The sequence below is a fragment of the Absicoccus intestinalis genome (assembly GCF_033971885.1).
Lineage (GTDB): Bacteria > Bacillota_I > Bacilli_A > Erysipelotrichales > Erysipelotrichaceae > Absicoccus > Absicoccus intestinalis.
On sequence record NZ_JALBUS010000002.1, the window covers coordinates 54,806 to 68,737 of the forward strand.

Sequence of the window (13,932 nt, forward strand, 5' to 3'; positions counted from 1 at the left end):
TATATATATTATACACATATATGGTAAAATACGACTATGGAAATCACAATGCAAGAATTGAAACAAATGAAGAATTATCTTTTGATCGATATACGCGACCAAGAACAAACGCAAAAGAATCCGCTTGAAGGAAGCATCGCATTATCATCCGAAGAAATCGAACACAAAGAATTTGAAAAAAAGACACCCCTTGTCGTCGTGTGCGAACAGGGACAATTAAGTATACCGGTAGTGGCTGCTTTGCGCGCAAAAGGATACGAAGCTTATTCGCTACAAGGTGGCTATGTATCGTTTGTGATGGAACAACTCAAACAAAAACGAAGTGATGATTTTTGTCGTCAAGTGGAACGCAGCATCATCAAAACATATCGCAAAAAGATCTGGTCGAAGTTCACCAAAGCAATCAAAACGTATGAACTGGTCCAAGAAGGCGATTCCATTGCCGTTTGTATTTCCGGTGGAAAAGACTCCATGTTGATGGCCAAATGTTTTCAAGAGTTACATAAGCATGGCCCAATCCATTTTGATGTGAAATATATCGTGATGGATCCAGGGTATTCGCCTGCCAATCGCCATGTCATTGAAGAAAATGCGAAAAAGTTACAAATCCCCATTCAGATCTTTACTTCGGATATTTTTGAAAATGTCTTCCATATTGAAAAGAATCCTTGTTACATTTGTGCACGCATGCGTCGAGGGCATTTGTATAACTATGCCAAACAGTTGGGATGCAATAAGATTGCCTTAGGTCATCATTATGATGATGTGATTGAAACCATTTTGATGTCGATGCTCTATGGTGGACAGATCCAAACGATGATGCCTAAGTTACATTCCAATCATTTTGAAGGCATGGAAGTCATTCGTCCGTTGTATCTGATCCATGAAGATGATATCAAGGCATGGGCAAAGCACAATGATCTCTATTTTATTCAATGTGCTTGTAAATTCACCGATACTTGTAGCAGTGAAGCTTGTCTGACTCGTCCAAAATCAAAGCGAATGGAAGTCAAACAATTGATTCGCCAAATGAAACAGACCAATCCATTTGTGGAACAAAATATCTTTAAGAGCGTAGAGAATGTCAGTTTGAAAACCATCATCGCGTATAAAGAGGATGATAAAAAACATCATTTCTTGGATGATTATGATCAATAAAAAAAACCGGAATATCAGACATTTGTATGTCCAATATTTCGGTTTCGTTTTTTAATCCCAAGGATGTAAGACAACTTTGATAGCTTCTCCGGTCTTGGTCAGTTCAATTCCATGATTGATCTCATCCAATGGAAGAATATGCGTAATGAATTTTTCAGCTGGGAAATTCGGTGAAGTAGCCAAATGGAAAGCACGCTTGGATTGATCATACGATGCCCCGAAATGTCCTTTGATCCAAATGTTGTTGTAGTGGATCAAGTTTGTATCCAATTCCGTCTTTGATCCTTTTGGTACACCACCGAAGAACACAACCAAGCCACCTTTTTTAACCATATATAGAGATTGGGCTTGTGTAGCATTGGCCGGTGTTGCTGAAATGACTTTATCGGCACCTTTGCCATTTGTCAATTCTAATACCCGATTGATCGCATATTGCGGATCATCCAGTTTACTTACGATGACTTCATCGACACCAAATTGTTTTGCCATTTCCAAACGATGTTCGTTCAAATCGATCATGATGATTTTTTGTGCACCACGAATCTTTGAAATTTGCGCCATGAAATCACCAATTGGACCAGCCCCGATGATCACAATGGTGTCGGCATATCCAACTTTCGCATTTTCTAAACAAGCAAATACTGATGTCAGTGGTTCACCTAAACTAGCCGCTTCATAAGAAACGCCATCGGGAATTTCATAAATACCACCATAATGGATCTTTTCGCCACTCACGGCAATATATTGAGCAAAGCCACCGGTTCCGGCCAATTTTGCCACATGTTCATTTTCACAATTTTCACTATGACCACTAATACAATTATCACATTCCATACAATAGGTACCTGGAAATAGGAACAAACGTTGACCCACATGATATTTGGTTTCTTCTGGACCTACTTCATCGACACATCCCACAATTTCATGGCCGTAGATAAATGGGTAGTTGCCTTTTCTGGAATCGGAAGTCAAATTACGAATATCCGATCCACACAGACCAACGGCCATGATCTTTAAGATCATACCATCTTTTGGACAAGCTGGTTTTTCGGTCATTTCTACCCGAATATCATTGGGACCATACATTAATGCTGCTTTCATTTTTGTCATATCTGTAATCTCCTTTGATTGTCTATCTATACTGTACTTAGAAAAATAATCCTTCACAAAAACACTATTTCCTCTCAAAAGAGGAAGATTCAAAGGATTCATTATTTACCATCAATTTCTTGTTTTATCGCAATTAAAAAAGCCTTGTAGAATATTATCTAAAGGTCTACAAGGCTAATCTACTTTATTATTATGAAAGATATAAATGTTACGAAAAGTTGACGCAAACTCAGATTGAGACAGAAGAGTTTCTACTTTGACAACACGTTTTGCACTTTTTCCAGATCTGCACGTAAAGCACGCAAATTTGGATCTAATGAATTATACATACTGACAAAATATGGATACAGAATATCATATATTTCTTCCCATTCAGGATCCGGTTCAATGACTTCATCTACTTTTACAATGGATTCAACTGCTTTCGTTAAATCTGGGAAAATTCCTAATTTGTGACCGACAATCAAAACATCACCCACTGGTACATCACCAGATTCTTCATTTAATAAATAGACAGGGCAATGCAACATGGACGCTTTGATCTTCGACCACGTTTTACTTTTGGCTCCGCCACCACAAATACGTAATGCATCACATCTTCCGCCAGATTCTTTGACTGTTTCTACTACATGACGCAGTGCATACGCTGTACCTTCAAATACAGAACGTATTAAATCGTCTTTAGACGTATCCATAGATAAACCGATAAACATGCCACGAGCATAATCATTCCATAAAGGAGCACGCTCCCCTAATAGATAAGGAAAGAAGAACAAACCATTTGAACCTGGACTTGTTTCTAATGATCTTTCATTCAGGTAATTATAGATGTTGGTTTTATTTTGTTCGCACATGATTTTTTCATTAATAGCATATGAATCAATAAACCATTTCAGAGCAGCTCCACTTGTTTGGATAGGTGCATCAAAGATCCAAGGAATTCCATCAATCGAACAAGGACGTGTCACTACAGGAACATCCAAAGAACTTTTTACTTCACTTCCAATAAAAACCAAAGATGTTGTGCCACTAGATTCTCCAGCCTCACCCAACTTTGATAGTCCTGTTGCATACATACTTGCCATCGCATCGCTACATCCCGCAACAACAGGAATACCTTCAGGTAATCCAGTTTCGAAAGAAGCTTGTTGGGTTACATATCCAATAATTTCATCGACAGGAACTGGTTTCGGTAAATATCGATCCAAATCAATGCCGATAATATCACCAATTTCTTTCGACCATTCCATCGTATTCATATCTAAACATTGTGTACGACTTGCTTGATCGATATCGGTTGTTTTTTGGCCTGTTAATTTAAAATTAATAAATGAACTCGCTTGTAGAAAACATTCTGTCTTTGCAAACAATTCCGGTTCATTTTCCTTAAACCACAATAATTTACATGGTAAGAAAGCTACAGAAGGTTGCCCTCCCACGGTATTGACAAAATGATCAAATCCCATTTTTACTAAAATTTGATACATTTGTCTAGCACTACGGCCATCTTGATAGGTCAAAGCGTTTCGTAAAGGTTGTCCATCTTTATCCAATGGCAACATGCTTACCGTATGAGAACTAATGGAAATTCCACAAATATTTTTAGCAACATGGATATCTATTTGACTCATTAAGGAATGAAAGATTTCTTTTGCTTGTTTCCACCATTCATTTGCATCTTGTTCATGCATGTTCGGACCCGGATTCAAGAAAGTACTCGGACGACTAGCTTCTGCCATTCGTTTTCCTTCTTCACTCATGATTATAGCCTTAATATTGGTCGTGCCACAATCCATTCCAATTAAATATCTTGTCATACCATCTCCTATACGCGTAAAGCCGAATAATAAGCTGTGCTCATTGCTTCATAAACTTTTCCTACTTTCGCGCAATCGCCAATAATGTAATATTCATCAACTAAATCGCTTAATGAATCCACTAAATGATAGTCAGGTCTAAATCCAAGAGCACAAACAACAGAATCGGCTTCTACCACAAATTCTTTGCCCTCATTATCTTCGACTAAAACGCCATCTTCAACAACGGCTTTTACTTTCGTGTTACACAAAACTTTTGCCGCATCATAAATTCTTGGTAATAAGCCACCACGATAGAAAGAATTGCATTCCATCGCAAGTTCGGGTTTCATTTCAATAATCGTTACTTCGTGTCCATCGTGATTCCATCCAATAGCGCCTTCGCTGCCAACAAGGCCACCACCCATAACAACAACTTTTTTTCCTAATTTTTCTGGATGGAGTTCGGCATCAATAGCCATGACCACTTTTTCACTTTCGTGCAAGCCTGGAATACGTGGTTTTAATTCTTTTGAGCCAACTGCCACAAAAATAGCATCCGGATCAAAATCTTTAACAAATTCTGGTGTTGCTTCTGTATTTAAACAAACTTCAACTTTATTTTTATAGATACGTTTTTCTAAGACTTTCGCTAATTTTCGATAATCTTCTTTAAAGTAAGCCGAACCAGCAGGAATCAAATTGCCACCTAAATGATCTTGTTTTTCTACCAAAGTAACATCATGGCCACGTTGGGCAGCGGTAATGGCTGCTTCCATACCAGCAGGCCCTCCACCAACAACCAATATTTTCTTCTTTTCTTGGGCTGGTTTTACGCCAAAACGATCTTGCATCTCTTCACCAATAATTGGATTGGCTGTGCATTTTACCATTTCTAGTTGACCGGTTGCACCAAAACATTCGTAACAACGTAAACAAGGCGTAATATCATCGGCTTGTCCGAGCAAGGCTTTCTTTGGCAAGTCTGGATCTGCTAAAGATTCACGAGCAATTTCAACCACATCGGCTTGTCCTGTCGCAATAATTTCTTCCATTTGTGATGGGTCTTGTAAAGAACCAACCGTCGCAATTGGAGTTTTTACATGTTTCTTGATTTCGGCAGCCAAATAAACATTCACGCCATGTGGATAGAATGCCGATGGATGGGTTCTTTGAAACATGGATGGATCTTCATGATTACCGCAAGATACATTGATCAAATCACATTTGCCATCAATCATTTTCGCAATTTCAATACAATCTTGTTGATTCAATCCGCCTTCTAAGAAATCATCCCCATTCATACGAACTTCAATTGGGAAAATAGGTCCACATTTTTTGCGAACATTTTCCAAAGATAAAAGAAAGAAACGTGCACGATTTTCTAAGGAACCACCAAATTCATCTGTTCTTTTATTCCATGATGGCGATAAAAATTGAGAAAATAACCATCCATGTGCGGCATGAACTTGAACCATGTCAAAGCCAACTTCTTTACACAATAAAGCTGCATCTCCAAATGATTCAATAATTTCATAAATCATTTCTCTTGGCATTTCTTTTACATGGCCTTGTGGCATTTCCATGTCACTTACGCCCCAAGCGATTCCTTCTTTTCCGTGATCTCCACCAACACTGGCAAGTCCTCCATACATACCGCCATGTGACAATTGAATATTTGCCAATGCACCCGCATTATGAATGGCACGCGTTGTTTCGGTCAAACCTTGACGAACTCCATAAGAATCCAATTGTAATTGTTTATTATGTGATTTTCCTGTTTTTGAATGTGGAATGGATTCTCCATAAGTAACAACCGCAGCACCACCCATTGCTTTTCTTTCTAAATACGCAATCATTTCTGGTGTCATATGACCCTCGGTCGTAATCATACTCGGGCTCGTTGGCGCACAAATGATTCGATTTTTCAATTTAATGTTTCCTAAGCGTAATGGCGAAAACAAATGTGGATACAATTCTTTTCCTTTATATTTGCAAATACCCATAAAATTAGTCCTCCTTACATTTCACAATTCTTACTTATAAGATAATTTGTAACCTCTTTCCTATCAAAACCTGCTTTTCCTCTTTGAAAAGGAAATATATAAAAATAAAAGAAAGTGCCCATTTTTGACACCTTCCCTCTTTTTACTATGCATCAATTGCTTGCTTATCTGTTATAGGAGATCGAATACATGTTAATAAACCAATAAGCAGCAATGCGATACCCGAAATAATAAATCGAAGTCGTATATCACTCCCAAAGATACCAGCCAATGGATTAATGACATACGCACTAATAAAACTACCTAAATTAAAAGAAGCAGATACAACCGCAATAGCCGATGAAGCTTGTACAGCGTTTACCATATTGGCCGCAAAGGAAACGCCTCCTGCATTTCGCATCGCAAAGCCAACTCCCATACATAAAGCGCCAATACAAACAATGATCAAATTTGTTGATAAGCCGACAATCATTGTGCCAACAGCAGATAATAATACCGCAATCCCTAAAGTAAAACGTTTAAAGCTTTTTACCATAAAGCCAAAAATCAAGCCGCTTAAAATCCCTGCTATTTGCATGATTGCAGAAACCGTTCCTGCTGTTTGTTCATTGCCAATTCCGTTACGATCCAAATACATAGCAATATTCGTATTAAATGTGGAAATAAAAATACCTGCTAATAAACAAAGAAAGCCAAAATAAATCAATTTTCCACTAATATAAAATCCCCCACTATTACTTTCGATTTTCGGGATTTCTCCTTTTGGGATACATGTAAACATCACCAATAAAATTGGTACTGTGATCAATAAAATCAAATATCCATTTTGCCAGCCAAAATTAGTCGTCAAGATGCCTGATCCTTTCGCAACAATAGCTCCACCTAAAGAAGCAAAGATGGCTTGATAACCCATGATTTTTGACTTTTCTAATCCGGTGAAATAATCCGCAATTAAGGAGGAACTAGTCACAACCACCAAGGAAAGACCACAACCAATCACAACACTAACCAGATATAACATCCATAATTGACTATGAAAAAAATGAGGTAAAATTCCTCCAATTAACATCAAAAATGTTCCTAAAATTGCTACATCCCTTTTTGTTAAAAAACGTTCAAAAAAAGGCTCAATCAACATCATTGGAAATGTAGATAAACTAATTATCGTCAAAACGATTTGAACAGAAGAATCACTGGCATCAGGAAATGATTTTCCAATTTCCGATAAAATTGGAGAAAATGCCGTATTGCAAGTAATTGTCAAAGACATCAATAAGATGCCTAAGACAATACCTGCTTTATTACGATTATTTTTCATGTATGGAATTATACTCGTTTCCAAATATATTTTCGATCTTCTCCTTTTAAATAGGCCAAGATCTCTTGAGACATCATTTCACCCGACCAGTTATCAACATCGGTAGTTAATCCGGCCATATGTGGTGTACAAACTACATTACGCATCTTCAACAATGGATGGTTGATTGGTACAGGTTCTTGCCAATATACATCCACAGCGGCTCCGGTAATGTCGCCATTTTGTAGGGCTTCGACAAAATCTCTTTGGTCAATGACAGCCGCACGTGCGGTATTGACGACATAGGCGGTTTTCTTCATCTTGGAGAACCAATCTTTATTGACAATACCTCGGGTAGAGTCCACAACTGGTAGATGAATACTTACGATATCCGCATCCGATAACATGGTATCGAGATCACATGCTTTGGCTCCTGTCGCTTCGATCTTTTCATCATCCAAATATGGATCATAGGCTAAGATTTCCATGCCAAAGGCTTGGGCACGTTTGGCAACTTCACGACCAATGGCACCAAAACCGGCAATACCTAATTTCTTTCCATATAATTCAAATCCAATTCCATAATCAGTAAATGGATGATGTTCATCCAAAGGACCAAAAGTAACATTTTTTACATCAGGTACATCATAGATATCTTCTTTTGCTGGACTTGTATGATCTCCTTTATGTAAACCTTCCGCCGAAATCGTGATTTTTCTTGCCATGGCAATCATGAGGCCAATGGTATACTCAGCAACCGCTACACGATTACGACCAGGTGTATATGACAACTGCAAGCCACGATCCATGATCGTTTTATTATCGACCGTAACGGGTGTTCCTTTGGCTACACCAATAAATTTCATACCTGAATCCGCCCAACCATTGATCGTATCTGTACCGGCATATTCATCGCCCAATACGACCAATTCATAGCCACGACATTCTTCTCTGGTTTGAGCTTCGGTTACATTTCCTTTTCCGTGCTTTAATTCACCAGCAATGGTAATGTCGCAATATTCTTCAATTTCTTGCATACGCTTTTCAGGTAAACGCGTACATAAGACCATTTTCTTTTTTGCCATTTTCGTCTCCTTAAAATGCTTTCTTTAAAATTTCAATAATTGTTTCTTTTGTTACATCTTGACGTGGATTAAAATGTAACGGACCTTCCTTTAATGCATCCGTTGCGATGATGTCAAAATCTGCTTCTGTGATCTTATGTTCCCTTCCTTGTTCATGAAGAGGTCGAATACCCATTTCTTTGACCATACGGCCTAATTCATTGGCTAGAGCAAATTTATCTTTTTCTTCATCACCGGTCAAAGATAAGTTGATGGCTTTGGCCATTTCAATCATTTCTTTTGGACATTTTTCTGCATTGAAAGCCGTAACATAAGGTAACACACATGCATTGGCCACGCCATGAGCTAGACCAAAATGAGCACTCAACGTATGTGCAATCGCATGTACCAATCCTAAATTGGCATTGGAGAAGCCAAATCCAACAACGATGCAACCTAACATCATCTTTTCACGCGCATCCATATCGTTGCCGTTTTCATATACTTTTGGTAGATTTTCATAGAAAATCTGTAAACCACGCAAAGAATTATACTTGGTTAAATATGTCGCTTCGTTAGAAATATAGCTTTCTACGGCATGGGTGATGGCATCCAGTCCCGTAGCGGCAGTGACTCCAGCTGGCACAGTACGGGTGAATTCAGGATCCGCAATCACTTTATCTGCTACGATCTTATTATCGATCACGACATATTTACGAACCGATTTGGTATCGACCAGGGCCGCTACATTGGTAATTTCACTGGATGTTCCGGCTGTAGTTGGAATCGCAATCAATGGATAAACGGGTTTTGGTACATTGCCAATGCCTTCATAATCCATAATGTTGCCGCCATTGCTTGTCAATACATTGATGGCTTTGGCCGTATCCATGCTCGATCCACCACCAACAGCGACAAAGGCATTGATATTATTTTCCTTTGCGATTGCATAACCAGCTTCTACGACTTCGTTGGTTGGATTGGGGATAACACCATCAAATTCAAATACGTTAAATTGGTTCGTATCGATTGCATCCACGACTTTATCGGCAATACCGACAGCTTTGACTCCTTTATCATAGACAACCAATACATTCGTGGCTCCAAATCCTTTTAAGATTCGTGAAATTTCTTGAATGGCATCTTTGCCAAAGGTGACATCACTCTTTACAAAAAATTCTTTTGCCATAGTGTATCCTCTAGACCGCTTGATCCGCGGCAATCAAAGCTTTCATCGCTTTTTCGCCTTCTTCTGGCATTGGTTCATAGGTTCCTAATAATTTCGCATAGAATGTGGTAACTGCCATTTCTTCGGTATATGTTGTAGCGGCCATAGCTGCCTTCATATCTTTACCACAACAGAACATACCATGGTTTTTGATCAATACAGCTCGACCATTATCTCCTAACGCCTCTACGACTTTTTCGGCAACATCGTTGCTACCTGGCATGGTGAATGGAACAATTCCAACAGGTGTAAATTCACATTGTGGTGGTGTAATTGGACGTAATTCTGGATTTTCACCCATGGCCATGATCGTTGCAAACATCGCATGAGTATGAACAGTTGCCTTTACATCTGGTCTTGCACGCATAACAGCTGTATGCATAGGTACTTCACTGGATGGTTTATAATTTCCATCTAACCAGTTTCCATCCAAATCAACAATGGCAATGTCTTCTGGTTTCATACCGGTATACGATATACCACTAGGTGTGATAGCAATGACATCGTCTTCATCATCACGTAAAGCAATATTGCCAGACGTTCCTTTTACTAATCCTTGTGCGACTGCTTCTTCAATCGCATTTAACACAATTGTACGAATTCGTTCATATTTCATAACTGTATCCTCCTTGATCCTCCTTGAAGTTTTCTTTATCTGGCTTTAGTATATTGAATTGTAAAAAGAAGCTCAAAGTTCAATTTTCCTCTTTAAAGAGGTAATCATAGATAAGAATCATCTTAAATGGAGCCAAATCACAAAAGATTAATTTAGAATAAATAAAGGTATCATTATGAAAAATAACGACATTCAATTAACACTAAGACAACGACAAATATTAAATTATTTGCAGCAAGCCGAAAATTATGTGACTGGTGTAGATTTATCCAACTTGCTTCAAGTATCCTCCCGAACAATTCGTAATGATATAGCTACAATTAATTTCATTTTAGAAAGTAGCCATATTCAAATTGTTTCAAAGCATAGTTTTGGATACAAATTAGAAGCAAGTAATCAAAAAAACCTTCAAAAAATCATTCGCATTAGTCAGTCCTTTATATCAAAAACGGAGCGCATTCGCTACATTGCCCTTCAATTATGTATTCAGGAAAACCCAATGAATGTATATGACCTTTCTGATGAAATGTTTATTTCTAAAACAACATTGGATCACGATTTAATTGAGGTGAAAAGCCTGTACTTAAATCCATTTGAAGTACAATTTTATTCCAATAAAAACTTCATTTATATAGAAAATGACGAAAGAAAAAAAAGAAAAATACTGCTTCAACTCTATAGCCAAGATTGGAATTATAATGGGAAAAACAGCACATTTTATTCCTATGAATATATTCATGAAACAATTGTTAATGAATGCCGTATGAAAATTCATTATATTTTAGATACTCATGATATTTCGATTGAAGATGTAAATCTTATCCATTTGATTCTGATGATCAGTATCGCCTATCAGAGAATCTGTGACGGACACCAACTACAAGATGCTAGAAATACTTATTATAATGAAACGGGGAAAGACATTATTGACATCATTCTTTCTGAGTTAGAACAACAATGGAATTGTACATTTAATTCGAATGAGAGATTGGAATTATACGAAATGTTATCTTGCAGCCTCTTACCAAAAATGGAAGATATTTATCAAAAGGGCATTTCGAATATATTATCACCAGATATCATTCGTTTTACAAATCAATATCTCAAATTTATTGAAACCAAATATCATTTAAATGTATTTGATGATAAAGACTTCTATAATACAATTACTTGTTTCTTTCAGTATTTGAGTTTTCCGGTTCACTATTTAAATTACAACAATGTTAGTCAATATATTTCTCATCAAAATTTAATTATTGAATTCGAAATTGCATACGAAATACAACCTTTTGCGAAAGATTTTTATAAAAGACCTTTTAATTACATTGAACTCATTTATCTTAGTTTAATTCTATCTGCGGTTTTCAATACACTCACACATAAAAGAATTAATGCGGTCATACTTTCCCATTTAAACATGCCCGCTACTTGGAATTTACGAAAACAAATTGAGGAACGCTTTTCTACTAGTATATTTGTCACCAATTTATTGCCCATATATCAAAAGGATAAATTCGATTTCAAAAATACCGATTTAGTTTTCACAACGACAAAGATCAATTATTTAGAAAATGCTAAAAAAATCATCAGTGTTAATCCAAGTTTAAATTCAAGTAATGTGCAAGAAATTAATGAGTATTTGCATAGTTTAAAATACGAATTCATGTATCAAAATCGTCAAAAGAAAACGATTGATTATTTAAAAGAAGCAATTTGGTATGAAAACATGCAAGAATCCAATTATATTCGACTAATAAAAAAGATGATGAGTAAAAATATACAAGAAGGCCTTATTGATCAATCCTTTTTAGAAGATGTTTTACAACGTGAACAAATTATCAGCTTTGCCACACGACCTGTATATTCTATTGTTTATTCTTCAATCCCTGCTAAGCAAACAAAAATTGAAGTTGTTACTTTAAAGCATCGTGTTAAGATCAACGACAAAAAAATTCGAATGATTATTTTCTTATATACCGCAAAAGAAGATCAAAGTTTAAAATTCTTGTTCCTAAGGGATTTCTTTGAAAATCATTTCGATGCTAATGAATCTCGTTTCTTGAAAACCAAAGATGAATTCATGAACTACTTTCAAAAAATATTTGTCCTATAATGGAGTCCCTATTTGCGGGCTCTATCATTCGCTAAAAAATCTAGTGACATTTCAATTCGAATAATGAATTATCTGATTTTATTTTAAAAAGGTCCCTACCTTTTTTATCCATACGCGTACTAAAGCTTAGACAAAACAATATTAAAAATTCACCAGATCTGTTTCTGGTGAATTTTTGTTTTATTATTAAATTTATCAGCTAGACACAATCAATTCAACATGGAGGAATGTTTGAATATTAATAATTATGGAGGAATTTTTTATATTAATAATATGGAAATAATTTTAAACGATTATCGCCAGAACGATCTGGTTTGTCTAAAGTTACTTCTCCAGTTGCAGCCCATTCAGTACCACGAACTAACATGGTAATAAAGTTAAAACGGTCTAAAGCCTCCCAATGTCCAATTGATGTCACAAAAACACGGCCTTTACCATATTCATTGGTCCAAATCACTGGTGTATATTGATTCACACCAGGCATATTTTCTAGCTTGCCATCCGGAATGTCGACTGGATGATGTTTTGGCGGAAATCCAGGAACTCGATAATTCTCAATATCATCATAAATCGAAGCCAAAACATGGATTTTTGCTTCAGGATGAATAATTAATTGGGTGAATAAATCATCAAATACATTCATCCATTTTTTATCAATTCCTTTTGTGATTGGATGATTTTCATCCATGGTTTCCACAAAATGATCATCCTTTGGACAACGTCTGCATCCTTGATCCATAGCACAATAACCACCTAAAAGTTTGCGCCATTCATCTGGCCAATCTGGATCCACCCAAATCGAGGAGTGATAAAAAACAATACCTTTACCTTGACTAACGAAATCATAGACTGCCGCTTCACTTTGTTCTCCAAATCTTCGTGCATGATCCGTTGGCCATTTCTTTCCATCATAATCGATAAATAAAACATCATAAGGTTCCAAATAAGCGGGTGTGATATTGCGGAATTCTTCAACAATATTGACCTCGAAACGCCCCGTTGCTTCGAGGAGTTCACGTAAACGTTGTGTGATTTTTCTTCCTTGATGTTCGGCTGTCAAAAGGCCGGTAACTAATAAAACTTGTATTTTATCCATAAGCTTACTCATCTAATTCGAAAAATAATGTTGTATATCTTCCCATATCGTAAAATACAGGGCGTACACGAACGGGAAGCTTGCCATCCAATTCACGTGCTTTTTTCTTATTGATACCTAAAATAACGGCGTTAATGGCAGGTCCACCATCTAGTTTTACTTCACCACAAACGTATTTTTCACCTTTGTCTTCCAATTCAAGACGTGCATTTAAAGCACCTGTGAATACAAAGGTAATAAGTTCTCCTTTTCCCGTTAACTCTGTCCATTCTGTTTCGTGATATCCACAAGCATTGCAAGCATGATGTGGTGGAAATTCTATTGCACCACATTCTTTACATTTTTTAGCGTAAATTTTTCCTTCTTTTAAGCCATTCCAGAATTTTTCGACAACATGTTCTGGATTCCAGAATTCTTCTGTACTGATTCTATTTTGATCCATGGGGTC

11 protein-coding genes are annotated in these 13,932 nt (G+C 36.9%); 2 read left to right on the forward strand and 9 right to left on the reverse strand.

Features of this window, described 5'->3' with window-relative positions; all coding sequences use genetic code 11:
* The first annotated feature begins 36 nt into the window (after nucleotides 1-36).
* A complete protein-coding gene (locus tag MOZ64_RS01420) occupies nucleotides 37-1,158 on the forward strand; it encodes a PP-loop family protein (protein WP_320324843.1) in 1,122 nt (373 codons plus the stop codon).
* 51 nt (nucleotides 1,159-1,209) lie between these two features.
* On the opposite strand, the gene MOZ64_RS01425 is transcribed toward MOZ64_RS01420, so the two are convergent.
* From MOZ64_RS01425 to MOZ64_RS01455, 7 genes are all read right to left on the reverse strand, one after another.
* The gene (locus MOZ64_RS01425; protein WP_320324844.1) at nucleotides 1,210-2,268 is read right to left on the reverse strand and encodes a zinc-binding dehydrogenase; all 1,059 of its coding nucleotides are present in this window, start codon (nucleotides 2,266-2,268) and stop codon (nucleotides 1,210-1,212) included.
* A gap of 251 nt (nucleotides 2,269-2,519) precedes the next feature.
* Complete coding sequence (locus MOZ64_RS01430) at nucleotides 2,520-4,085, reverse strand: xylulokinase (protein ID WP_320324845.1); 1,566 nt, start codon at nucleotides 4,083-4,085, stop codon at nucleotides 2,520-2,522.
* Nucleotides 4,086-4,093: 8 nt separating this feature from the next.
* Nucleotides 4,094-6,070, reverse strand: a complete 1,977-nt coding sequence (locus MOZ64_RS01435; RefSeq protein ID WP_320324846.1) for an oxidoreductase — start codon at nucleotides 6,068-6,070, stop codon at nucleotides 4,094-4,096.
* 145 nt (nucleotides 6,071-6,215) lie between these two features.
* A complete protein-coding gene (locus MOZ64_RS01440; protein ID WP_320324847.1) occupies nucleotides 6,216-7,388 on the reverse strand; it encodes an MFS transporter in 1,173 nt (390 codons plus the stop codon).
* An 8-nt stretch (nucleotides 7,389-7,396) separates the two neighbouring features.
* On the reverse strand, nucleotides 7,397-8,452 hold the full coding sequence (locus MOZ64_RS01445) for an NAD(P)-dependent oxidoreductase (RefSeq protein WP_320324848.1): 1,056 nt from the start codon (nucleotides 8,450-8,452) through the stop codon (nucleotides 7,397-7,399).
* Nucleotides 8,453-8,462: 10 nt separating this feature from the next.
* Nucleotides 8,463-9,620 carry an iron-containing alcohol dehydrogenase family protein gene (locus tag MOZ64_RS01450; protein ID WP_320324849.1) on the reverse strand — a complete coding sequence of 386 codons (1,158 nt, stop codon included), beginning with the start codon at nucleotides 9,618-9,620 and terminating at the stop codon, nucleotides 8,463-8,465.
* A 10-nt stretch (nucleotides 9,621-9,630) separates the two neighbouring features.
* Nucleotides 9,631-10,275 (reverse strand): class II aldolase/adducin family protein, encoded by a 645-nt coding sequence (locus MOZ64_RS01455; RefSeq protein ID WP_320324850.1) that lies wholly within the window; start codon nucleotides 10,273-10,275, stop codon nucleotides 9,631-9,633.
* 175 nt (nucleotides 10,276-10,450) lie between these two features.
* Here MOZ64_RS01455 and MOZ64_RS01460 point away from each other — a divergent pair, with 175 nt between their 5' ends.
* Nucleotides 10,451-12,388, forward strand: a complete 1,938-nt coding sequence (locus MOZ64_RS01460) for a BglG family transcription antiterminator (RefSeq protein WP_320324851.1) — start codon at nucleotides 10,451-10,453, stop codon at nucleotides 12,386-12,388.
* A gap of 265 nt (nucleotides 12,389-12,653) precedes the next feature.
* On the opposite strand, the gene MOZ64_RS01465 is transcribed toward MOZ64_RS01460, so the two are convergent.
* The gene (locus MOZ64_RS01465; RefSeq protein WP_320324852.1) at nucleotides 12,654-13,484 is read right to left on the reverse strand and encodes a ThuA domain-containing protein; all 831 of its coding nucleotides are present in this window, start codon (nucleotides 13,482-13,484) and stop codon (nucleotides 12,654-12,656) included.
* Between the two features lie 4 nt (nucleotides 13,485-13,488).
* Nucleotides 13,489-13,926: a Zn-ribbon domain-containing OB-fold protein gene (locus MOZ64_RS01470; protein WP_320324853.1), complete on the reverse strand. Its 438-nt coding sequence runs from the start codon at nucleotides 13,924-13,926 to the stop codon at nucleotides 13,489-13,491.
* Nucleotides 13,927-13,932 lie beyond the last annotated feature (6 nt).

Excerpts from the sequence above, each read along its gene's own strand:
- MOZ64_RS01450 (WP_320324849.1), bottom strand. The coding sequence starts at position 9,620 with ATGGCAAAAGAATTTTTTGTAAAGAGTGATGTCACCTTTGGCAAAGAT.
- MOZ64_RS01425 (WP_320324844.1), bottom strand. The coding sequence starts at position 2,268 with ATGACAAAAATGAAAGCAGCATTAATGTATGGTCCCAATGATATTCGG.
- MOZ64_RS01460 (WP_320324851.1), top strand. The coding sequence starts at position 10,451 with ATGAAAAATAACGACATTCAATTAACACTAAGACAACGACAAATATTA.
- MOZ64_RS01435 (WP_320324846.1), bottom strand. The coding sequence starts at position 6,070 with ATGGGTATTTGCAAATATAAAGGAAAAGAATTGTATCCACATTTGTTT.
- MOZ64_RS01470 (WP_320324853.1), bottom strand. The coding sequence starts at position 13,926 with ATGGATCAAAATAGAATCAGTACAGAAGAATTCTGGAATCCAGAACAT.
- MOZ64_RS01430 (WP_320324845.1), bottom strand. The coding sequence starts at position 4,085 with ATGACAAGATATTTAATTGGAATGGATTGTGGCACGACCAATATTAAG.
- MOZ64_RS01420 (WP_320324843.1), top strand. The coding sequence starts at position 37 with ATGGAAATCACAATGCAAGAATTGAAACAAATGAAGAATTATCTTTTG.
- MOZ64_RS01455 (WP_320324850.1), bottom strand. The coding sequence starts at position 10,275 with ATGAAATATGAACGAATTCGTACAATTGTGTTAAATGCGATTGAAGAA.
- MOZ64_RS01465 (WP_320324852.1), bottom strand. The coding sequence starts at position 13,484 with ATGGATAAAATACAAGTTTTATTAGTTACCGGCCTTTTGACAGCCGAA.
- MOZ64_RS01445 (WP_320324848.1), bottom strand. The coding sequence starts at position 8,452 with ATGGCAAAAAAGAAAATGGTCTTATGTACGCGTTTACCTGAAAAGCGT.
- MOZ64_RS01440 (WP_320324847.1), bottom strand. The coding sequence starts at position 7,388 with ATGAAAAATAATCGTAATAAAGCAGGTATTGTCTTAGGCATCTTATTG.